The sequence below is a fragment of the Streptomyces sp. NPDC058674 genome, from assembly GCF_042716505.1.
Classification (GTDB): domain Bacteria; phylum Actinomycetota; class Actinomycetes; order Streptomycetales; family Streptomycetaceae; genus Streptomyces.
In genome coordinates, this window is the sequence record NZ_JBHXSC010000019.1 from 72,859 (window position 1) to 92,598 (window position 19,740).

Sequence of the window (19,740 nt, forward strand, 5' to 3'; positions counted from 1 at the left end):
ACCACTCTCCAGGAGGACCCCGTGGCGAAGGCGAAGTTCGAGCGGACTAAGCCGCACGTCAACATCGGCACCATCGGTCACATTGACCACGGTAAGACGACCCTCACGGCCGCCATTACCAAGGTGCTGCACGACGCGTACCCGGACCTGAACGAGGCCTCGGCCTTCGACCAGATCGACAAGGCTCCCGAGGAGCGCCAGCGCGGTATCACCATCTCGATCGCGCACGTCGAGTACCAGACCGAGGCGCGTCACTACGCCCACGTCGACTGCCCGGGTCACGCTGACTACATCAAGAACATGATCACCGGTGCCGCGCAGATGGACGGCGCGATCCTCGTGGTCGCCGCCACCGACGGCCCGATGCCGCAGACCAAGGAGCACGTGCTCCTGGCCCGCCAGGTCGGCGTCCCCTACATCGTCGTCGCGCTGAACAAGGCCGACATGGTGGACGACGAGGAGATCCTGGAGCTCGTCGAGCTCGAGGTCCGTGAGCTGCTCTCCGAGTACGACTTCCCGGGCGACGACCTTCCGGTCGTCCGCGTCTCCGCGCTGAAGGCGCTCGAGGGCGACAAGGAGTGGGGCGAGAAGCTTCTCGGCCTCATGTCCGCCGTCGACGAGGCCATCCCGACCCCGCCGCGTGACACCGAGAAGCCGTTCCTCATGCCCGTCGAGGACGTCTTCACGATCACCGGTCGCGGTACGGTCGTCACCGGCCGTATCGAGCGTGGTGTCCTGAAGGTCAACGAGACCGTCGACATCATCGGTATCAAGGAAGAGAAGACCACCACCACGGTCACCGGTATCGAGATGTTCCGCAAGCTGCTCGACGAGGGCCAGGCCGGCGAGAACGTCGGTCTGCTCCTCCGCGGCATCAAGCGCGAGGACGTCGAGCGCGGCCAGGTCATCATCAAGCCGGGCTCGGTCACCCCGCACAAGGAGTTCGAGGCTCAGGCCTACATCCTGTCGAAGGACGAGGGTGGCCGTCACACCCCCTTCTTCAACAACTACCGTCCGCAGTTCTACTTCCGTACCACGGACGTCACGGGTGTCGTCACCCTGCCGGCCGGCACGGAGATGGTCATGCCGGGCGACAACACCGAGATGACGGTCGCGCTGATCCAGCCGGTCGCCATGGAGGAGGGCCTGAAGTTCGCCATCCGTGAGGGTGGTCGTACCGTGGGCGCCGGCCAGGTCACCAAGATCACGGCCTAGTCCGTGCTCTGACCTGGTAGCCCGGCCACCGGGCACCGAGTCGCACTGAAGGGCCCCGGCCCACCGCTTCGGCGGTGGGGCGGGGCCCTTCGGCGTACCCGGCCCCGGCCGTGCGCCGGCCCGGGGTCAGCCCGCCCGGAGCGACGCGGTGAAGGCCGTGCAGGCCGCATAGTCGGGCAGCAGCCCGCTCGCGAGGGCCTCGGCCAGCGTGGGGGCGGCCTCGTCGCGGGCGGAGAGCCGCGGCGCCCCGGCCGTCGGCCACTCGATGCCGAGGTCGGGGTCGAGCGGGTGGACCGCGTGCTCGCCGGACGGGCTGTAGGGCGCCGAGCAGAGGTACGCGAGCGTGGCGTCGTCGTCGAGCGCGCAGAACCCGTGGCCCAGGCCCTCGGACAGGTAGACCGCGCGCCGGTCGGCGTCGTCCAGCCGTACGCCCTCCCAGCGGCCGAAGGTGGGGGAGCCGACCCGCAGGTCCACGACCACGTCGAGCACGGCGCCCCGCACGCAGGTGACGTACTTGGCCTGGCCGGGCGGCACGTCGGCGAAGTGGACGCCGCGGACCACGCCGCGGGAGGAGACCGAGAGGTTGCCCTGCGCCAGGCTCAGGGGGTGGCCGACCGCTTCGGCCAGCCGGTCGGAGCGGTACCACTCGGAGAACAGTCCGCGCGGGTCGCCGTGGAGCCGCGGGGTGATCTCGAAGGCGCCCTCGACGGACAGCTCGCGGAACCTCACCGCACGGCCTCCTCGGCGAGCAGGGTCATCAGGTAGTCCCCGTACCCGCTCCTGGTCAGCGGCTCGGCGAGCCGGCGCAGCTGCGCGGAGCCGATCAGCCCGGCCCGCCAGGCCGCCTCCTCGACGCAGCCGATCTTGAGGCCCTGCCGCTCCTCGATGACGCGGACGAACTCGGAGGCCTGCACCATCGACACGAAGGTGCCGGTGTCCAGCCAGGCGGTACCGCGGTCGAGGACCGTGACGTGCAGCTCGCCGGCCCGCAGGTAGGCGTCGTTGACCGCGGTGATCTCCAGCTCGCCGCGGGCGCTGGGTTCGAGGCCGGCGGCCATCGCGACGACCCGGTTGTCGTAGAAGTAGAGCCCCGGCACCGCGTAGCGGGACTTGGGCCTGGCCGGCTTCTCCTCGATGGAGACGGCCTGGCCCCCGGCGTCGAACTCGACCACGCCGTACGCGGACGGGTCCGCCACCGGGTAGGCGAACACGTGCCCGCCCTTGGGGTCGGTGTGCTGGGCGAGCCGGGTGCCGAGCCCGCTGCCGTGGAAGATGTTGTCGCCGAGGATCAGCGCGACGGACGCGTCGCCGATGAAGTCGGAGCCGAGGACGAGGGCCTGGGCGATGCCCTCCGGACGCGCCTGGACGGCGTACTCCAGCCGCAGGCCGAACTGCGATCCGTCGCCGAGCAGCCGCTCGAACTGTTCGCGGTCCTCCGGGGTGGTGATGATCAGGATCTCGCTGATCCCCGCCATCACCAGGGTGGAGAGGGGGTAGTAGATCATCGGCTTGTCGAAGACGGGCAACAGCTGCTTCGAGACTGCCCGGGTCAGCGGCCAGAGTCTGGAGCCGGTGCCACCGGCTAAGAGGATTCCTCGCATGCGGAGAACCTATGCGAGGGGCGTTCGACAGGCGGCTAGTCTTCGGATTATGCGCATCCTCGTGACCGGCGGCGCCGGGTTCATCGGTTCGGAGTTCGTCCGACAGCAGCTCGGTGCGGATGCGGCCGCGCGGATCACGGTCCTCGACAAGCTGACCTACTCCGGTGTCGAGTCCAACCTGGCTTCCGTGTCGGGCCACTCGGGGTACACCTTCGTCCGGGGCGACATCTGCGACGCCGAGACCGTCGACCGGGTGATGCCCGGTCACGACGTCGTCGTCCACTTCGCCGCCGAGTCCCACGTGGACCGCTCGATCGCGGGCGCGGGGCCCTTCGTCACGACCAACGTCCTCGGTACGCAGGTGCTGTTGGACGCCGCCCGCGCGCACGGGGTCGGCCGCTTCGTGCACATCTCCACGGACGAGGTCTACGGGTCCATCGCCGAGGGCTCCTGGACCGAGGAGTGGCCGCTGGCGCCCAACTCCCCCTATTCCGCGACGAAGGCCTCCTCCGACCTGTTGGCGCTGGCCTATCACCGCACCCACGGCCTGGACGTGGTCGTCACGCGCTGCTCCAACAACTACGGGCACCACCAGTTCCCGGAGAAGGTCATCCCGCTGTTCGTCTCGAACCTGATGGACGGCAGGAAGGTCCCGCTGTACGGCGACGGCGGCAACGTGCGCGACTGGCTGCACGTCTCCGACCACTGCCGCGGCATCGACCTGGTGATGCGCGCGGGCCGCTCCGGCGAGGTCTACAACATCGGCGGCGGCGCCGAGCTCACCAACGAGGAACTCACCGGCGTCCTGCTGGAGGCCTTCGGCCTCGGCTGGGACATGGTGGAGCGGGTCGAGGACCGCAAGGGCCACGACCTGCGCTACTCGATCGACATCGGCAAGATCGGTGACGAGCTCGGCTACGCCCCCCGGACCGGCTTCGAGGAGGGCATCAGGGCCACCGTCGACTGGTACCGCGAGAACCGTGCCTGGTGGGAGCCGTTGAAGGCGAAGGCGGCGCTGCGCACGTGACCGCGCACCCGGGAACCGCCCGCTGGCTGGTCACCGGCGCCGCCGGCATGCTCGGCCGCGACGTCCTGGCCGAGCTGGCCGCCGCCGCGGCGCGGGACGCCCGTACCGAGGTCGCCGGCCTGGGCCGCGCCGATCTCGACATCACCGACCCCGACGCCGTCCGGACCGCCGTCGCCGGCGCCGACGTGGTCGTCAACTGCGCCGCGTGGACCGACGTGGACGGCGCCGAGACGGCCGAGGAGGCCGCCACCGCCGTCAACGGCACCGGGGTGCGCGTCCTCGCCGGGGCCTGCGCCGCGGCCGGGGCGCGCCTGCTGCACGTCTCCACCGACTACGTCCTGCCCGGGACCGCCACCCGGCCCTGTCCGGAGTCCGCCGCGACCGGCCCGGTCAACGCCTACGGCCGCGGCAAGCTCGCGGGGGAGCGGGCCGTCGCCGAGCTCCTGCCGCGGGACGGGTACGTGGTCCGTACGGCCTGGCTGTACGGGGAGCACGGCGCGAACTTCGTCGCCACCATGCTGGAGCTGGCCGCCCTGCGGGACACCCTCGACGTCGTGGACGACCAGCACGGCCAGCCCACCTGGTCCCGCGCCCTGGCCACCCGACTGGTCGAACTGGGCCGGGCCGCGCTGGAGGGCCGGGCCCCGGCGGGCGTCTACCACGGCACCGCGGGCGGCCGTACGACCTGGTACGGCCTGGCGCGCGAGACGTACCGGCTGAGCGGCCTGGACCCGGAGCGGATCCGGGCGACCACCTCCGCGGCCTTCGTGCGCCCGGCCGCCCGCCCGGCCTTCAGCGTGCTCGGACACGACCGCTGGGCCGAAGCGGGCCTGGCCCCGCCGGCCGACTGGCGCGAGCAGCTGGCCGAGGCCCTGCGCACCCCGGCCTTCGGCGGGCTGGCCGCCCGGGCCCGGGAGGCGGGCGGTTCGGGGCGGCCGACAGTTTGACCACTCAGCGTGGCGGGGTATTCTCTTCGGCCCGATTGGCGCAGTACGTGCCTCGTATGGCAGACTAATCAAGTTGCTCGGTTGAGTGCCGATGCTGCGCGCCTCCCGCCGGGAGGACCGGAAGCGAGTCCCACAGTACTCGTCGTCCTTAATCTGCCCCTCGGGGCAGCAATGGGGACGGACGTACGGGAATCTTCTGGGAAGTGTCAGCACGGTGGTCACCAGGCGCTCGGTGGGTGTTTCTCCCCCGCAGCGCGGTCCAGGGACCGCACCCCTTTCGCAAGGGAGTTTCCGTATGGGAATTTTCTGTAGAGGGTGTGCGACACGCCCGACCGCGTGGGTCGGAGGAGAGGCCGCGGGATACGTCCCGCAGCCAGCCGGGGGCCAGAGCGTTTCCACATAGAGACAGGACTACGGAGTAGCCATGGCGGGACAGAAGATCCGCATCCGGCTCAAGGCCTACGACCACGAGGTCATCGATTCCTCGGCGAAGAAGATCGTCGAGACGGTGACGCGCACTGGTGCGTCGGTCGCGGGCCCGGTGCCGCTGCCCACTGAGAAGAACGTGTACTGCGTCATCAAGTCGCCGCACAAGTACAAGGACTCGCGCGAGCACTTCGAGATGCGCACGCACAAGCGCCTGATCGACATCCTCGACCCGACCCCCAAGACCGTTGACTCGCTGATGCGCCTGGACCTTCCGGCCGGCGTTGACATCGAGATCAAGCTCTGAGAGGCGTCGAGAAGATGGCAAAGCAGATCAAGGGCGTCCTGGGCGAGAAGCTCGGCATGACCCAGGTCTGGGACGAGAACAACCGTGTCGTCCCGGTGACCGTGGTCAAGGCCGGACCCTGCGTCGTTACCCAGGTCCGTAAGAACGACATCGACGGCTACGAGTCGGTCCAGATCGCCTTCGGCGAGATCGACCCGCGCAAGGTGAACAAGCCCCTCAAGGGCCACTTCGCCAAGGCCGACGTGACCCCCCGCCGCCACCTGGTGGAGCTCCGCACCTCCGACGCCAGCGAGTACACGCTCGGCCAGGAGATCACCGCCGCTGTGTTCGAGTCGGGCGTCAAGGTCGACGTCACGGGCAACAGCAAGGGCAAGGGCTTCGCCGGTGTCATGAAGCGTCACAACTTCAAGGGCCTCGGTGCCGGTCACGGCGTCCAGCGCAAGCACCGCTCCCCCGGTTCGATCGGTGGCTGCGCCACCCCTGGGCGTGTCTTCAAGGGCATGCGCATGGCCGGTCGTATGGGTAACGAGCGCGTCACCACCCAGAACCTGACCATCCACGCGGTTGACGCGGAGAAGGGTCTGCTCCTCATCAAGGGCGCAGTCCCCGGTCCGAACGGCGGCCTCGTCCTGGTCCGTACCGCGGCCAAGGGGGCTTGAGGTAATGAGCACCATTGACATCCTTTCGCCGGCAGGCGACAAGGCCGGTACCGTCGAGCTCCCCGCGGAGATCTTCGACGCGAAGACCAGCGTTCCGCTGATCCACCAGGTCGTTGTCGCCCAGCTGGCAGCTGCCCGTCAGGGCACGCACAAGACCAAGCGTCGTGGCGAAGTCCGTGGTGGTGGCCGCAAGCCGTACCGCCAGAAGGGCACCGGCCGCGCGCGTCAGGGTTCGACCCGAGCCCCGCAGTTCGTCGGCGGTGGCGTCGTCCACGGCCCGCAGCCGCGTGACTACTCCCAGCGGACCCCGAAGAAGATGAAGGCCGCCGCCCTCCGCGGTGCCCTCTCGGACCGTGCACGTCACTCCCGCATCCACGTCGTCACCGGCGTGGTCGAGGGTGCCGCCTCCACGAAGGCCGCCAAGACGCTGTTCGGCAAGATCTCGGAGCGCAAGAACCTGCTCCTGGTCGTCGACCGCGCCGACGAGGCCGCGTGGCTGTCCGCCCGCAACCTGCCCCAGGTCCACATCCTGGAGCCGGGCCAGCTGAACACGTACGACGTGATCGTCTCTGACGACGTGGTCTTCACTCAGGCCGCTTTCGAGTCCTTCGTGTCTGGCCCCAAGGCCGATGAGACCGAAGGGAGCGACGCCTGATGTCTGAGGCGACCGTTACCAGCAAGACCTTCACTGACCCGCGCGACCTGCTGATCAAGCCGGTTGTCTCGGAGAAGAGCTACGCGCTGCTCGACGAGAACAAGTACACGTTCATCGTCGCGCCCGGCGCCAACAAGACCCAGATCAAGCAGGCCGTCGAGGCGGTCTTCTCGGTCAAGGTCACCGGGGTCAACACGATCAACCGTCAGGGTAAGCGCAAGCGCACCAAGACCGGTTTCGGCAAGCGCGCGAACACCAAGCGCGCCATCGTGACCCTCGCTGAGGGCGACCGAATCGACATCTTCGGCGGCCAGGGCTCCTAACGGAGTCCTGAGTCGTCCGGAATCGGACGAGGACTGAGAAATGGGTATCCGCAAGTACAAGCCGACGACCCCGGGCCGTCGTGGCTCCAGCGTCGCCGACTTTGTCGAGATCACGCGGTCCACGCCGGAGAAGTCGCTGGTTCGCCCGCTGCACAGCAAGGGCGGCCGTAACAACACCGGTCGGATCACTGTTCGCCACCAGGGTGGCGGCCACAAGCGCGCCTACCGCGTGATCGACTTCCGTCGTCACGACAAGGACGGCGTGCCGGCCAAGGTCGCGCACATCGAGTACGACCCCAACCGCACCGCGCGCATCGCGCTGCTGCACTACGCCGACGGCGAGAAGCGCTACATCATCGCGCCGCGCGGCCTGCAGCAGGGTGACCGGATTGAGAACGGCCCCACGGCCGACATCAAGCCGGGCAACAACCTCGCTCTGCGCAACATCCCGGTTGGTACGACCATCCACGCCATCGAGCTGCGTCCCGGTGGCGGTGCGAAGTTCGCCCGCTCCGCCGGTGCGTCCGTGCAGCTGCTCGCGAAGGAGGGCGTCATGGCCCACCTCCGCATGCCGTCCGGTGAGATCCGTCTCGTCGACGCGCGCTGCCGCGCCACGGTCGGCGAGGTCGGCAACGCCGAGCAGTCGAACATCAACTGGGGCAAGGCCGGCCGCATGCGCTGGAAGGGCGTTCGCCCGTCCGTCCGCGGTGTCGCGATGAACCCGGTTGACCACCCGCACGGTGGTGGTGAGGGCAAGACCAGTGGTGGTCGCCACCCGGTCTCCCCGTGGGGTCAGAAGGAGGGTCGTACTCGCTCGCCGAAGAAGGCTTCGAGCAAGTACATCGTCCGCCGCCGCAAGACGAACAAGAAGCGCTAGGAGCGGGTTTAGATGCCGCGCAGTCTCAAGAAGGGGCCCTTCGTCGACGACCACCTCGTAAAGAAGGTGGACGTCCAGAACGAAGCCGGCACCAAGAACGTCATCAAGACCTGGTCCCGTCGCTCGATGATCATCCCCAGCATGCTGGGTCACACCATCGCGGTGCACAACGGCAAGACCCACGTCCCGGTGTTCGTCACCGAGTCGATGGTCGGCCACAAGCTCGGCGAGTTCTCGCCGACTCGCACCTTCCGCGGCCACGTCAAGGACGACCGGAAGTCGAAGCGCCGCTAAAGGCGGGGTGGTTACGACTATGACTTACACCGAAGGGACAACCATGGAAGCCAGGGCCCAGGCGCGGTACATCCGCGTCACGCCCATGAAGGCCCGCCGAGTGGTGGACCTTATCCGTGGCATGGATGCCACGGAGGCTCAGGCGGTCCTGCGTTTCGCCCCGCAGGCCGCGAGCGTGCCGGTTGGCAAGGTGCTGGACAGCGCCATTGCCAACGCCGCACACAACTACAACCACCCGGACGCCTCTTCGCTGGTCATCAGCGAGGCGTTCGTGGACGAGGGCCCGACCCTGAAGCGGTTCCGTCCGCGTGCGCAGGGCCGTGCCTACCGGATCCGCAAGCGGACCAGCCACATCACCGTGGTCGTCAGCAGCAAGGAAGGTTCCCGGTAATGGGCCAGAAGGTAAACCCGCACGGGTTCCGGCTCGGCATCACCACCGACTTCAAGTCGCGTTGGTACGCCGACAAGCTGTACAAGGACTACGTCAAGGAAGACGTCGCCATCCGCCGGATGATGACGTCCGGCATGGAGCGCGCCGGCATCTCGAAGGTTGAGATCGAGCGCACCCGTGACCGCGTGCGTGTGGACATCCACACCGCTCGTCCGGGCATCGTCATCGGCCGCCGTGGCGCCGAGGCCGACCGCATCCGCGGTGACCTCGAGAAGCTCACGGGCAAGCAGGTCCAGCTGAACATCCTCGAGGTCAAGAACCCCGAGCTCGACGCTCAGCTGGTTGCCCAGGCCGTTGCCGAGCAGCTCTCCTCCCGCGTCTCCTTCCGTCGCGCCATGCGCAAGAGCATGCAGGGCACGATGAAGGCCGGCGCCAAGGGCATCAAGATCCAGTGTGGCGGTCGCCTCGGCGGCGCCGAGATGTCCCGCTCCGAGTTCTACCGCGAGGGTCGTGTGCCGCTGCACACGCTGCGCGCGAACGTGGACTACGGCTTCTTCGAGGCCAAGACCACCTTCGGCCGTATCGGTGTGAAGGTCTGGATCTACAAGGGCGACGTCAAGAACATCGCCGAGGTTCGCGCCGAGAACGCTGCGGCCCGTGCGGGTAACCGCCCGGCCCGTGGCGCGCAGGGCGCTGGCGACCGTCCCGCCGGCCGTGGTGGCCGTGGTGGCGAGCGCGGCGGCCGTGGTGGCCGCAAGCCGCAGCAGGCTGCTGGTGCCGAGGCCCCCAAGGCCGACGCTCCCGCCGCCGCTCCGGCCGAGAGCACCGGAACGGAGGCCTGACCGACATGCTGATCCCTCGTAGGGTCAAGCACCGCAAGCAGCACCACCCGAAGCGCCGCGGTATGGCCAAGGGCGGTACTGAGGTCTCGTTCGGCGAGTACGGCATCCAGGCGCTGACCCCGGCGTACGTGACGAACCGCCAGATCGAGGCGGCTCGTATCGCGATGACCCGCCACATCAAGCGTGGCGGCAAGGTCTGGATCAACATCTACCCGGACCGCCCGCTCACCAAGAAGCCTGCCGAGACCCGCATGGGTTCCGGTAAGGGTTCTCCCGAGTGGTGGATCGCGAACGTGCACCCGGGCCGGGTCATGTTCGAGCTGTCCTACCCGAACGAGAAGATTGCTCGTGAGGCGCTCACCCGCGCTGCTCACAAGCTTCCGATGAAGTGCCGGATTGTTCGGCGCGAGGCAGGTGAGTCGTGATGGCGACGGGAACCAAGGCGTCCGAGCTGCGTGAGCTCGGCAACGAGGAGCTCGTTGGCAAGCTGCGCGAGGCCAAGGAGGAGCTGTTCAAGCTCCGCTTCCAGGCGGCCACGGGTCAGCTGGAGAACAACGGCCGGCTCAGGTCCGTCCGCAAGGACATCGCTCGCATCTACACCCTGATGCACGAGCGTGAGCTCGGTATCGAGACGGTGGAGAGCGCCTGATGAGCGAGAACAACGTGACTGAGAACAAGACCGACCGCGGCTTCCGCAAGACCCGTGAGGGTCTCGTCGTCAGCGACAAGATGGACAAGACCGTCGTCGTCGCCGTCGAGGACCGCGTGAAGCACGCCCTGTACGGCAAGGTCATCCGCCGTACGAACAAGCTCAAGGCGCACGACGAGCAGAACGCTGCCGGCGTCGGCGACCGCGTCCTCATCATGGAGACGCGTCCGCTGTCGGCGAGCAAGCGCTGGCGCATCGTCGAGATCCTCGAGAAGGCCAAGTAAGCACCTGAGGGGTTTCCCTCAGGTTCGTTCCGCCAGGCTCGGTGGGGGCGTCAGCTCTTCGGAGTGAGGCCCCCGCCGGGAACCGGCAGACAAACAGGAGATACACGTGATCCAGCAGGAGTCGCGACTGCGTATCGCCGACAACACTGGTGCCAAGGAAATCCTTTGCATCCGTGTTCTCGGTGGTTCCGGTCGCCGCTACGCGGGCATCGGTGACGTCATCGTCGCCACCGTCAAGGACGCGATCCCCGGTGGCAACGTGAAGAAGGGTGACGTCGTCAAGGCAGTCATCGTTCGCACCGTCAAGGAGCGTCGCCGCCAGGACGGCTCGTACATCCGCTTTGACGAGAACGCCGCCGTCATTCTGAAGAACGACGGCGACCCTCGCGGCACCCGTATCTTCGGCCCGGTGGGCCGTGAGCTGCGCGAGAAGAAGTTCATGAAGATCATCTCGCTCGCGCCGGAGGTGCTGTAAGCATGAAGATCAAGAAGGGCGACCTGGTTCAGGTCATCACCGGTAAGGACAAGGGCAAGCAGGGCAAGGTCATCGCGGCCATGCCCACTGCCAACCGCGTCCTGGTCGAGGGTGTCAACCGGGTCAAGAAGCACACCAAGGCCGGTCAGACCGCTGGTGGGTCCCAGACCGGTGGCATCGTGATCACCGAGGCGCCGATCCACGTCAGCAACGTTCAGCTGGTTGTGGAGAAGGACGGCCAGAAGGTCGTTACCCGCGTCGGGTTCCGCTTCGACGACGAGGGCAACAAGATCCGCGTTGCCAAGCGGACGGGTGAGGACATCTGATGACTACCACTCCGCGTCTCAAGACGAAGTACCGCGAGGACATCGCGGGCAAGCTGCGTGAGGAGTTCTCCTACGAGAACGTCATGCAGATCCCCGGCCTCGTGAAGATCGTGGTCAACATGGGTGTGGGCGACGCCGCCCGCGACTCCAAGCTGATCGACGGCGCCATCAAGGACCTGACGACGATCACCGGTCAGAAGCCGGCCGTCACGAAGGCCCGGAAGTCCATCGCGCAGTTCAAGCTGCGCGAGGGTCAGCCGATCGGCTGCCACGTCACCCTCCGTGGTGACCGCATGTGGGAGTTCCTGGACCGTACGCTGTCGCTCGCGCTGCCGCGTATCCGTGACTTCCGTGGTCTGTCGCCGAAGCAGTTCGACGGCCGTGGCAACTACACCTTCGGTCTCACGGAGCAGGTCATGTTCCACGAGATCGACCAGGACAAGATCGACCGTACCCGGGGTATGGACATCACCGTGGTTACCACGGCGACCAACGACGACGAGGGCCGCGCCCTCCTTCGTCACCTCGGCTTCCCCTTCAAGGAGGCGTAAGCGAGATGGCGAAGAAGGCTCTCATCGCGAAGGCTGCCCGCAAGCCCAAGTTCGGTGTGCGTGCGTACACCCGCTGCCAGCGCTGCGGTCGCCCCCACTCCGTGTACCGCAAGTTCGGCCTGTGCCGCGTGTGCCTTCGTGAGATGGCTCACCGTGGCGAGCTGCCGGGCGTGACCAAGAGCTCCTGGTAACTCCTCCTCGTCCGCAAGGACTTGAGGGGTACCAGGCACTCTCGGTAAGCATCTGGTCGGCAGATGCCCAGCCGCGCATGCCGTAGGCTTGTGTGGTTGGGCGTCTGCCGCCCATAACGACTTACTACGCCGTAGGTCCCCGCACCGCACCCGTCCCGCCACTGAGTGGGGAGAGGGATGGCGCATACAGGAAACCCCGGCGAGAGAGGCCGAAGGCCACTTCATGACCATGACTGACCCGATCGCAGACATGCTCACGCGTCTGCGTAACGCTAACTCGGCGTACCACGACACCGTCGTGATGCCGCACAGCAAGATCAAGTCGCACATCGCGGAGATCCTCAAGCAAGAGGGTTTCATCACCGGCTGGAAGGTCGAGGACGCCGAGGTCGGCAAGAACCTCGTCCTCGAGCTGAAGTTCGGGCCGAACCGTGAGCGCTCCATCGCGGGCATCAAGCGGATCTCGAAGCCCGGTCTGCGCGTGTACGCGAAGTCCACCAACCTGCCCAAGGTGCTCGGCGGCCTGGGCGTGGCGATCATCTCCACGTCCCACGGTCTGCTCACCGGCCAGCAGGCAGGCAAGAAGGGCGTAGGTGGGGAAGTCCTCGCCTACGTCTGGTAGTCGGGAACGGAGGAAAAGCAATGTCGCGAATCGGCAAGCTCCCCATCCAGGTTCCCGCCGGTGTGGACGTCACCATCGATGGCGCCACGGTTGCCGTGAAGGGCCCCAAGGGCTCCCTCACGCACACCGTGAAGGCTCCCATCGCAGTCGAGAAGGGTGAGGACGGCGTTCTGAACGTCACCCGCCCCAACGACGAGCGTCAGAACAAGGCCCTGCACGGCCTGTCCCGCACGCTGGTGGCGAACATGATCACCGGTGTGACCACGGGATACGTCAAGGCTCTCGAGATCAGCGGTGTCGGTTACCGCGTCGCCGCGAAGGGCTCCAACCTGGAGTTCCAGCTTGGTTACAGCCACCCGATCCTGATCGAGGCGCCCGAGGGCATCTCCTTCAAGGTCGAGTCGCCCACCAAGTTCTCGGTCGAGGGCATCGACAAGCAGAAGGTCGGCGAGGTCGCCGCCAACATCCGCAAGCTGCGGAAGCCCGACCCGTACAAGGCCAAGGGTGTCAAGTACGCCGGCGAAGTCATCCGCCGCAAGGTCGGAAAGGCTGGTAAGTAGCCATGGCATACGGTGTGAAGATCGCCAAGGGCGACGCGTACAAGCGTGCCGCCAAGGCCCGCCGCCACATCCGCATCCGCAAGCACGTCTCGGGTACGGCGGAGCGTCCGCGCCTCGTCGTGACGCGTTCCAACCGCAACATCGTTGCTCAGGTCATCGACGACCTCCAGGGTCACACCCTGGCGTCCGCGTCGACCCTGGACACTTCGATCCGCGGTGGCGAAGGCGACAAGAGCGCCCAGGCCCAGGCCGTCGGCGCACTCGTCGCCGAGCGTGCCAAGGCTGCGGGTGTCGAGACCGTCGTGTTCGACCGCGGTGGCAACCGATACGCCGGGCGCATTGCCGCTCTGGCTGACGCCGCCCGCGAAGCCGGGCTGAAGTTCTAAGCCCCGGTTCCGGGACTCACGGACGTAACAGAGAGAGGTAATCCAATGGCTGGACCCCAGCGCCGCGGAAGCGGTGCCGGTGGCGGCGAGCGGCGGGACCGGAAGGGTCGCGACGGTGGCCCTGCCGCCGAGAAGACCGCTTACGTTGAGCGCGTTGTCGCGATCAACCGCGTCGCCAAGGTTGTCAAGGGTGGTCGCCGCTTCAGCTTCACCGCGCTGGTCGTGGTGGGCGACGGTGACGGCACTGTAGGTGTCGGTTACGGCAAGGCCAAGGAAGTTCCCGCGGCCATCGCCAAGGGTGTCGAGGAAGCCAAGAAGAGCTTCTTCAAGGTTCCGCGCATCCAGGGCACGATCCCTCACCCGATCACGGGCGAGCGTGCCGCGGGCGTCGTGCTCCTGAAGCCGGCTTCCCCCGGTACCGGTGTTATCGCCGGTGGTCCGGTGCGCGCCGTTCTGGAGTGCGCCGGCGTTCACGACATCCTGTCGAAGTCGCTCGGCTCTTCGAACGCGATCAACATCGTGCACGCGACCGTGGCGGCCCTCAAGGGCCTGCAGCGTCCCGAGGAGATCGCGGCTCGCCGTGGTCTGCCCCTCGAGGACGTCGCCCCCGCGGCCCTGCTTCGTGCACGTGCCGGGGCGGGTGCGTAATGGCCCGCCTCAAGATCACGCAGACGAAGTCGTACATCGGCAGCAAGCAGAACCACCGCGACACTCTGCGTTCGCTCGGGCTCAAGCGCCTGAACGACGTGGTCGTCAAGGAGGACCGCCCCGAGTTCCGCGGAATGGTGCAGACCGTCCGCCACCTCGTGACGGTTGAGGAGGTTGACTAACATGGCTGAGAACAGCCCGCTGAAGGCCCACAACCTCCGTCCCGCCCCCGGCGCCAAGACCGCGAAGACCCGTGTCGGTCGTGGTGAGGCGTCGAAGGGTAAGACGGCCGGTCGTGGTACGAAGGGCCAGAAGGCCCGCTACCAGATCCCGCAGCGCTTCGAGGGCGGGCAGATGCCCCTCCACATGCGTCTGCCGAAGCTCAAGGGCTTCAAGAACCCGTTCCGCACCGAGTTCCAGGTCGTGAACCTGGACAAGCTCGGCGCTCTCTACCCCGAGGGTGGAGAGGTCACGGTGGCCGACCTGGTCGCCAAGGGCGCGGTTCGCAAGAACAGCCTCGTCAAGGTCCTGGGCCAGGGCGAGATCTCCGTGGCGCTGCAGGTTTCGGTTGACGCCGTCTCCGGCTCCGCCAAGGAGAAGATCGCCGCCGCAGGTGGCACTGTCACCGAGCTCGTCTAAGACGAGAACCGTGGCTAAATAGCTCGAAACCCGACCGGGGATGCCTCACATATGGGGCATCCCCGGTTGGTCGTTCCACGGAGGGCCGTGTCGCCGGTAAGGTGGCCTGCACCTTTGCTTGTACGTATTCGTCGATCCCTCAGACCGTCACCTCTGACGCAGTAGCGCGGGGGTCGCAGGAGGCACCGTGCTCACCGCGTTCGCCCGGGCGTTCAAGACGCCCGACCTGCGCAAGAAGCTGCTCTTCACGCTCGCCATCATCGCGTTGTTCCGCCTCGGGTCCCACATCCCGGTACCCGGCGTGAACTACAAGAACGTGCAGTTCTGTGTCGACCAGGCAGGGAGCAGCAATGGGCTGTTCGGTCTGGTCAACATGTTCAGCGGTGGTGCACTGCTGCAGATCACGATCTTTGCGCTCGGCATCATGCCGTACATCACGGCGAGCATCATCCTGCAGCTGCTGACCGTGGTCATCCCGAAGCTGGAGAACCTCAAAAAAGAGGGCCAGTCCGGCACGGCCAAGATCACTCAGTACACGCGCTACCTGACGGTCGCGCTGGCGATCCTGCAGGGCACCGGCCTCGTCGCCACGGCCCGCACGGGCGCTCTCTTCCAGGGCTGCCAGCTCGCCAGCCAGATCGTCCCCGACCGGTCGATCTTCACCACCGTCGTCATGGTCATCACCATGACCGCCGGCACCTGTGTCGTCATGTGGCTCGGTGAGCTCATCACCGACCGCGGCGTCGGCAACGGCATGTCGATCCTGATGTTCATCTCGATCGCCGCCGGCTTCGTCGGCTCCCTCTGGACCATCAAGCTCCAGGGCAAGATCGCGGACGGCTGGGTCGAGTTCGGCGTCGTCATCCTCGTCGGCCTCGCGATGGTCGCCCTGGTGGTCTTCGTCGAGCAGGCGCAGCGCCGCATCCCGGTCCAGTACGCGAAGCGGATGATCGGCCGGCGTGCCTACGGAGGCACCTCGACCTACATCCCGCTCAAGGTGAACCAGGCCGGTGTCATCCCGGTCATCTTCGCCTCGTCGCTGCTCTACATCCCGGCGCTGATCGTCCAGTTCAGCGGCTCGAAGGCCGGCTGGGCCACCTGGATCAGCAAGCACTTCGTCAAGGGCGACCACCCGTACTACATCGCGGTCTACTTCCTCCTGATCGTCTTCTTCGCGTTCTTCTACGTGGCGATCTCGTTCAACCCCGAGGAAGTTGCAGACAACATGAAGAAGTATGGTGGGTTCATCCCGGGTATCCGCGCCGGTCGACCCACCGCCGAGTACCTGAGCTACGTACTCAACCGGATCACCTGGCCGGGGTCGCTGTACCTGGGTCTCATCGCTCTTGTGCCGACGATGGCGTTGGCGGGCTTCGGGGCGAACCAGAACTTCCCGTTCGGCGGGACGAGCATCCTGATCATCGTGGGTGTGGGTCTGGAAACCGTGAAGCAGATCGAGAGCCAGCTCCAGCAGCGTAATTACGAAGGGTTCCTCCGCTGATGCGAATCGTCCTCGTCGGACCGCCCGGTGCGGGCAAGGGAACGCAGGCCGCGTTCCTCGCCAAGAACCTGTCGATCCCGCACATCTCCACGGGCGACCTGTTCCGGGCCAACATCAGCCAGGGCACCGAGCTCGGCCGGCGCGCGAAGGCCTTCATGGACGCCGGCGACCTCGTCCCCGACGAGATCACCATCGGCATGGCCAAGGACCGCATGGAGCAGTCGGACGCCGTGAACGGCTTCCTGCTCGACGGATTCCCGCGCAACGTCTCGCAGGCCGCGGCGCTGGACACGATGCTCCAGGACGCGGGCATGAAGCTGGACGCCGTCCTCGACCTGGAGGTCGAGGAGGACGAGGTCGTCAAGCGGATCGCCGGTCGCCGGATCTGCCGCAACGACTCCGCGCACGTCTTCCACGTGACGTACGCCCCGCCGAAGGCCGACGGGGTCTGCGACGCCTGCGGCGGCGAGCTCTACCAGCGTGACGACGACTCCGAGGCCACGGTGCGCAACCGGCTGGACGTCTACCACACGCAGACCGAGCCGATCATCGACTACTACAAGGCCCAGGGCCTGCTGGTGACGATCCCCGCCCTCGGTGAGGTCCAGGAGATCACCCGGCGCGCGATGGACGCCCTGAAGAAGTAGTACCCCCTGCTGTGCAGGTACGGCCGCGGTGTCCCCGGGACATCGCGGCCGTACTGTTGAAAAGACCCGTTCCGAAGCTGGAAGGCACGTTCCCATGGTCCAGATCAAGACCCCCGAGCAGATCGCGAAGATGCGCGAGGCGGGGCTGGTCGTCGCCGCGATCCACGCGGCGACCCGCGAGGCGGCCGTGCCGGGCGCCACGACGCGGGATCTGGACATGGTGGCCCGCAAGGTCATCGACGACGCCGGCGCCAAGTCGAACTTCCTCGGCTACGGCGGCTTCCCGGCGACGATCTGCACGTCGGTGAACGAGGTCGTCGTCCACGGCATCCCGGACGACAAGACCGTCCTCAAGGACGGCGACATCATCTCGATCGACGCCGGCGCGATCATCGACGGCTGGCACGGCGACGCCGCGTACACCGCCTTCGTGGGCACTGGGCACGCGCCTGAGCTCGTGGAGCTCTCCCGGGTGACCGAGGAGTCCATGTGGGCCGGTATCGCCGCCATGAAGCTCGGCAACCGCCTCGTGGACATCTCCAAGGCCATCGAGACGTACATCAAGCGTCAGCCGCGGCCGTCCACGGGCGAGCACAGCCTCGGCAAGTTCGGGATCATCGAGGACTACGGCGGCCACGGCATCGGCTCCGAGATGCACATGGACCCGCACCTGCTGAACTACGTCTCGCGCAAGCGGGGCAAGGGGATCAAGCTCGTCCCGGGCCTGTGCCTGGCGATCGAGCCCATGGTCTCCCTGGGCACCGCCCAGACGGAGGTCCTGGCCGACGACTGGACCGTCATCACCACGGACGGCACCTGGTCCTCGCACTGGGAGCACTCCATCGCGCTGACCGAGGCCGGTCCGATCGTCCTGACCAGCCCGGACTGCGGCAAGGCGAAGCTGGCGGAGTATGGCGTGACGACCGCGCCGGACCCGCTCGGTTAATGATCTAGACTCTGGGGCAAACTTTCCGGATTCGTCTTTCCGGATGCCCTGTCGTAGACTGACTCGTCGGCTCCCGTGCACTTCCATGCCTGCATGGCACACGGGGTCGATCAAGGTAGCCGATTCGAAAGGCGAAGCGTGGCCAAGAAGCAAGGTGCCATCGAAATCGAGGGCACCGTGATCGAGTCCCTCCCGAACGCGATGTTCAAGGTGGAACTCCAGAACGGTCACAAGGTCCTCGCGCACATCAGTGGCAAGATGCGCATGCACTACATCCGCATCCTGCCCGATGACCGGGTTGTCGTGGAGCTCTCTCCGTACGACCTGACGCGTGGCCGGATCGTCTACCGATACAAGTAGATCTTGTTGTCACTCCGTCTGGGCATCTCGTCCCGGCGCGGGTGGTGGCACTGACCCGGAGAACCTCACCAACATGAAGGTCAAGCCGAGCGTCAAGAAGATCTGCGACAAGTGCAAGGTGATCCGCCGTCACGGTCGGGTCATGGTCATCTGCGACAACCTGCGCCACAAGCAGCGCCAGGGCTGACGCACGCCGACCGACCTGCCTTCCGCAGTTCTTCGCGCGACGTAAGTACACGTACATACGCAGAACCCGCCCAGCCCTGAACGGGGCCGGCGGTACCTCCGGCGGGGGCCGGGGACCCGGGCGTACCACCACCCATCAGGCGTGGTCGGCGGTCGGGACTGGTTCTGCTGAAGACCCCCGAACACACAGGAGCCATTGAATGGCACGCGTTTCCGGTGTCGACATCCCGCGCGAAAAGCGCGTGGAGATCGCACTCACCTACGTCTTCGGTGTCGGGCGCACCCGGTCCAAGGAGATCCTTGAGGCCACCGGTGTGAACCCGAACACCCGCGTTCGTGACCTGGCCGAAGAGGACCTGGTCAAGATCCGCGAGTACGTGGACGCCAACCTCCGCACCGAGGGTGACCTCCGCCGCGAGATCCAGGCCGACATCCGCCGCAAGGTCGAGATCCAGTGCTACCAGGGCATTCGCCACCGTCGTGGCCTGCCGGTGCACGGTCAGCGCACCAGCACGAACGCCCGTACCCGCAAGGGTCCGCGTCGCGCGATCGCCGGTAAGAAGAAGCCGGGCAAGAAGTAGTCCTGTTCAGCGGTCTTGCGCTGTAGGACCGACCACCTCCCGTAGGAGATTTAGATGCCCCCCAAGGGTCGTCAGGGCGCTGCCAAGAAGGTGCGCCGCAAGGAAAAGAAGAACGTCGCTCATGGGCACGCCCACATCAAGAGCACGTTCAACAACACCATCGTTTCGATCACCGACCCCTCGGGCAACGTGATCTCCTGGGCCTCCGCCGGCCACGTCGGCTTCAAGGGCTCGCGCAAGTCCACCCCCTTCGCCGCGCAGATGGCCGCCGAGTCGGCCGCCCGCCGCGCGCAGGAGCACGGCATGCGCAAGGTCGACGTCTTCGTCAAGGGTCCCGGCTCCGGCCGTGAGACCGCGATCCGCTCCCTCCAGGCCACCGGCCTCGAGGTCGGCTCGATCCAGGACGTCACCCCCACCCCGCACAACGGCTGCCGCCCGCCGAAGCGCCGGCGCGTCTGACGACTGCCGGACTTTCCGCTTCGTCGAAGCGGAAGGCCGCGTCTGACGCAGCGGACGCACCTGTGCGTCTTTGAGTGTCCGGGCGGTACGAACCCCTTCGGGGGGACGTGCCGCCCGTACCCTTGCTGTAGGTAGTGCCCGTCGGACGTCAAATAGTGGGCGTCC

At 66.9% G+C, this 19,740-nt stretch carries 33 protein-coding genes; 31 read left to right on the top strand and 2 right to left on the bottom strand.

The window, feature by feature from the left end; genetic code table 11:
* Nucleotides 1-21 precede the first annotated feature (21 nt).
* On the top strand, nt 22-1,215 hold the full coding sequence (gene tuf / locus ACFWU6_RS12905) for an elongation factor Tu (protein ID WP_215144011.1): 1,194 nt from the start codon (nt 22-24) through the stop codon (nt 1,213-1,215).
* A gap of 126 nt (nt 1,216-1,341) precedes the next feature.
* On the opposite strand, the gene rfbC is transcribed toward tuf, so the two are convergent.
* Together rfbC and rfbA are read right to left on the bottom strand one after the other, a co-directional pair.
* Nucleotides 1,342-1,944, bottom strand: a complete 603-nt coding sequence (rfbC, locus tag ACFWU6_RS12910) for a dTDP-4-dehydrorhamnose 3,5-epimerase (RefSeq protein ID WP_383980816.1) — start codon at nt 1,942-1,944, stop codon at nt 1,342-1,344.
* Complete coding sequence (gene rfbA / locus ACFWU6_RS12915; RefSeq protein ID WP_383802541.1) at nt 1,941-2,816, bottom strand: glucose-1-phosphate thymidylyltransferase RfbA; 876 nt, start codon at nt 2,814-2,816, stop codon at nt 1,941-1,943. Before rfbA ends, rfbC begins: the two co-directional genes overlap by 4 nt.
* A 49-nt stretch (nt 2,817-2,865) precedes the next feature.
* On the opposite strand from rfbA, the gene rfbB reads away from it, so the two are divergent.
* The 30 genes from rfbB (at nt 2,866) to rpsK (ending at nt 19,575) form a co-directional block, all read left to right on the top strand.
* A complete protein-coding gene (rfbB, locus tag ACFWU6_RS12920; RefSeq protein WP_383802539.1) occupies nt 2,866-3,843 on the top strand; it encodes a dTDP-glucose 4,6-dehydratase in 978 nt (325 codons plus the stop codon).
* 47 nt (nt 3,844-3,890) lie between these two features.
* Nucleotides 3,891-4,790, top strand: coding sequence for a dTDP-4-dehydrorhamnose reductase (gene rfbD, locus ACFWU6_RS12925; protein ID WP_383980823.1), 900 nt, complete (start codon nt 3,891-3,893; stop codon nt 4,788-4,790).
* Nucleotides 4,791-5,214: 424 nt separating this feature from the next.
* Nucleotides 5,215-5,523: a 30S ribosomal protein S10 gene (gene rpsJ / locus ACFWU6_RS12930; RefSeq protein ID WP_003948644.1), complete on the top strand. Its 309-nt coding sequence runs from the start codon at nt 5,215-5,217 to the stop codon at nt 5,521-5,523.
* Nucleotides 5,524-5,537: 14 nt separating this feature from the next.
* On the top strand, nt 5,538-6,182 hold the full coding sequence (gene rplC, locus ACFWU6_RS12935; RefSeq protein ID WP_215015311.1) for a 50S ribosomal protein L3: 645 nt from the start codon (nt 5,538-5,540) through the stop codon (nt 6,180-6,182).
* Between the two features lie 4 nt (nt 6,183-6,186).
* Complete coding sequence (rplD, locus tag ACFWU6_RS12940; protein ID WP_031146574.1) at nt 6,187-6,837, top strand: 50S ribosomal protein L4; 651 nt, start codon at nt 6,187-6,189, stop codon at nt 6,835-6,837.
* A complete protein-coding gene (gene rplW, locus ACFWU6_RS12945; RefSeq protein ID WP_073912895.1) occupies nt 6,837-7,160 on the top strand; it encodes a 50S ribosomal protein L23 in 324 nt (107 codons plus the stop codon). Before rplD ends, rplW begins: the two co-directional genes overlap by 1 nt.
* Nucleotides 7,161-7,200: 40 nt before the next feature.
* Nucleotides 7,201-8,037, top strand: a complete 837-nt coding sequence (rplB, locus tag ACFWU6_RS12950) for a 50S ribosomal protein L2 (RefSeq protein WP_030388860.1) — start codon at nt 7,201-7,203, stop codon at nt 8,035-8,037.
* A gap of 12 nt (nt 8,038-8,049) precedes the next feature.
* Nucleotides 8,050-8,331, top strand: coding sequence for a 30S ribosomal protein S19 (gene rpsS / locus ACFWU6_RS12955; protein ID WP_008739713.1), 282 nt, complete (start codon nt 8,050-8,052; stop codon nt 8,329-8,331).
* A 43-nt stretch (nt 8,332-8,374) separates the two neighbouring features.
* Entirely contained in the window at nt 8,375-8,722 is a 348-nt protein-coding gene (rplV, locus tag ACFWU6_RS12960) for a 50S ribosomal protein L22 (protein ID WP_267725087.1), read from the top strand.
* Nucleotides 8,722-9,564 (top strand): 30S ribosomal protein S3, encoded by an 843-nt coding sequence (gene rpsC / locus ACFWU6_RS12965; protein WP_008739710.1) that lies wholly within the window; start codon nt 8,722-8,724, stop codon nt 9,562-9,564. Before rplV ends, rpsC begins: the two co-directional genes overlap by 1 nt.
* A 5-nt stretch (nt 9,565-9,569) precedes the next feature.
* Complete coding sequence (rplP, locus tag ACFWU6_RS12970; RefSeq protein ID WP_030026326.1) at nt 9,570-9,989, top strand: 50S ribosomal protein L16; 420 nt, start codon at nt 9,570-9,572, stop codon at nt 9,987-9,989.
* Nucleotides 9,989-10,213, top strand: coding sequence for a 50S ribosomal protein L29 (gene rpmC / locus ACFWU6_RS12975; protein WP_073912892.1), 225 nt, complete (start codon nt 9,989-9,991; stop codon nt 10,211-10,213). Before rplP ends, rpmC begins: the two co-directional genes overlap by 1 nt.
* Complete coding sequence (gene rpsQ, locus ACFWU6_RS12980; protein WP_355410230.1) at nt 10,213-10,497, top strand: 30S ribosomal protein S17; 285 nt, start codon at nt 10,213-10,215, stop codon at nt 10,495-10,497. The genes rpmC and rpsQ overlap by 1 nt, the downstream gene beginning before the upstream one ends.
* A 106-nt stretch (nt 10,498-10,603) precedes the next feature.
* Complete coding sequence (gene rplN / locus ACFWU6_RS12985) at nt 10,604-10,972, top strand: 50S ribosomal protein L14 (protein WP_008739701.1); 369 nt, start codon at nt 10,604-10,606, stop codon at nt 10,970-10,972.
* 2 nt (nt 10,973-10,974) lie between these two features.
* The gene (rplX, locus tag ACFWU6_RS12990) at nt 10,975-11,298 is read left to right on the top strand and encodes a 50S ribosomal protein L24 (RefSeq protein WP_267724807.1); all 324 of its coding nucleotides are present in this window, start codon (nt 10,975-10,977) and stop codon (nt 11,296-11,298) included.
* Nucleotides 11,298-11,849, top strand: a complete 552-nt coding sequence (gene rplE / locus ACFWU6_RS12995; protein WP_383802527.1) for a 50S ribosomal protein L5 — start codon at nt 11,298-11,300, stop codon at nt 11,847-11,849. The genes rplX and rplE overlap by 1 nt, the downstream gene beginning before the upstream one ends.
* A gap of 5 nt (nt 11,850-11,854) precedes the next feature.
* Nucleotides 11,855-12,040, top strand: a complete 186-nt coding sequence (locus ACFWU6_RS13000; protein ID WP_003956452.1) for a type Z 30S ribosomal protein S14 — start codon at nt 11,855-11,857, stop codon at nt 12,038-12,040.
* 223 nt (nt 12,041-12,263) lie between these two features.
* Nucleotides 12,264-12,662, top strand: a complete 399-nt coding sequence (gene rpsH / locus ACFWU6_RS13005) for a 30S ribosomal protein S8 (RefSeq protein ID WP_007265911.1) — start codon at nt 12,264-12,266, stop codon at nt 12,660-12,662.
* Nucleotides 12,663-12,682: 20 nt separating this feature from the next.
* Complete coding sequence (rplF, locus tag ACFWU6_RS13010) at nt 12,683-13,222, top strand: 50S ribosomal protein L6 (RefSeq protein ID WP_383802525.1); 540 nt, start codon at nt 12,683-12,685, stop codon at nt 13,220-13,222.
* Nucleotides 13,223-13,224: 2 nt separating this feature from the next.
* Nucleotides 13,225-13,608, top strand: coding sequence for a 50S ribosomal protein L18 (rplR, locus tag ACFWU6_RS13015; protein ID WP_383802522.1), 384 nt, complete (start codon nt 13,225-13,227; stop codon nt 13,606-13,608).
* A 45-nt stretch (nt 13,609-13,653) separates the two neighbouring features.
* Entirely contained in the window at nt 13,654-14,256 is a 603-nt protein-coding gene (gene rpsE, locus ACFWU6_RS13020) for a 30S ribosomal protein S5 (RefSeq protein WP_073912880.1), read from the top strand.
* Nucleotides 14,256-14,438, top strand: a complete 183-nt coding sequence (gene rpmD / locus ACFWU6_RS13025; RefSeq protein WP_053682614.1) for a 50S ribosomal protein L30 — start codon at nt 14,256-14,258, stop codon at nt 14,436-14,438. Before rpsE ends, rpmD begins: the two co-directional genes overlap by 1 nt.
* Before the next feature lies 1 nt (nt 14,439).
* Nucleotides 14,440-14,895, top strand: a complete 456-nt coding sequence (rplO, locus tag ACFWU6_RS13030) for a 50S ribosomal protein L15 (RefSeq protein WP_053682613.1) — start codon at nt 14,440-14,442, stop codon at nt 14,893-14,895.
* 187 nt (nt 14,896-15,082) lie between these two features.
* A complete protein-coding gene (gene secY, locus ACFWU6_RS13035) occupies nt 15,083-16,396 on the top strand; it encodes a preprotein translocase subunit SecY (RefSeq protein ID WP_383802519.1) in 1,314 nt (437 codons plus the stop codon).
* Complete coding sequence (locus ACFWU6_RS13040; RefSeq protein WP_383802516.1) at nt 16,396-17,043, top strand: adenylate kinase; 648 nt, start codon at nt 16,396-16,398, stop codon at nt 17,041-17,043. The genes secY and ACFWU6_RS13040 overlap by 1 nt, the downstream gene beginning before the upstream one ends.
* Before the next feature lie 94 nt (nt 17,044-17,137).
* Nucleotides 17,138-17,989, top strand: coding sequence for a type I methionyl aminopeptidase (gene map / locus ACFWU6_RS13045; protein WP_383802514.1), 852 nt, complete (start codon nt 17,138-17,140; stop codon nt 17,987-17,989).
* 138 nt (nt 17,990-18,127) lie between these two features.
* Entirely contained in the window at nt 18,128-18,349 is a 222-nt protein-coding gene (infA, locus tag ACFWU6_RS13050; RefSeq protein ID WP_003956442.1) for a translation initiation factor IF-1, read from the top strand.
* Nucleotides 18,350-18,422: 73 nt separating this feature from the next.
* On the top strand, nt 18,423-18,536 hold the full coding sequence (rpmJ, locus tag ACFWU6_RS13055) for a 50S ribosomal protein L36 (protein WP_003956441.1): 114 nt from the start codon (nt 18,423-18,425) through the stop codon (nt 18,534-18,536).
* A 199-nt stretch (nt 18,537-18,735) separates the two neighbouring features.
* Nucleotides 18,736-19,116, top strand: a complete 381-nt coding sequence (rpsM, locus tag ACFWU6_RS13060; RefSeq protein WP_214936437.1) for a 30S ribosomal protein S13 — start codon at nt 18,736-18,738, stop codon at nt 19,114-19,116.
* Between the two features lie 54 nt (nt 19,117-19,170).
* The gene (rpsK, locus tag ACFWU6_RS13065) at nt 19,171-19,575 is read left to right on the top strand and encodes a 30S ribosomal protein S11 (protein ID WP_003956432.1); all 405 of its coding nucleotides are present in this window, start codon (nt 19,171-19,173) and stop codon (nt 19,573-19,575) included.
* Nucleotides 19,576-19,740: the final 165 nt, after the last annotated feature.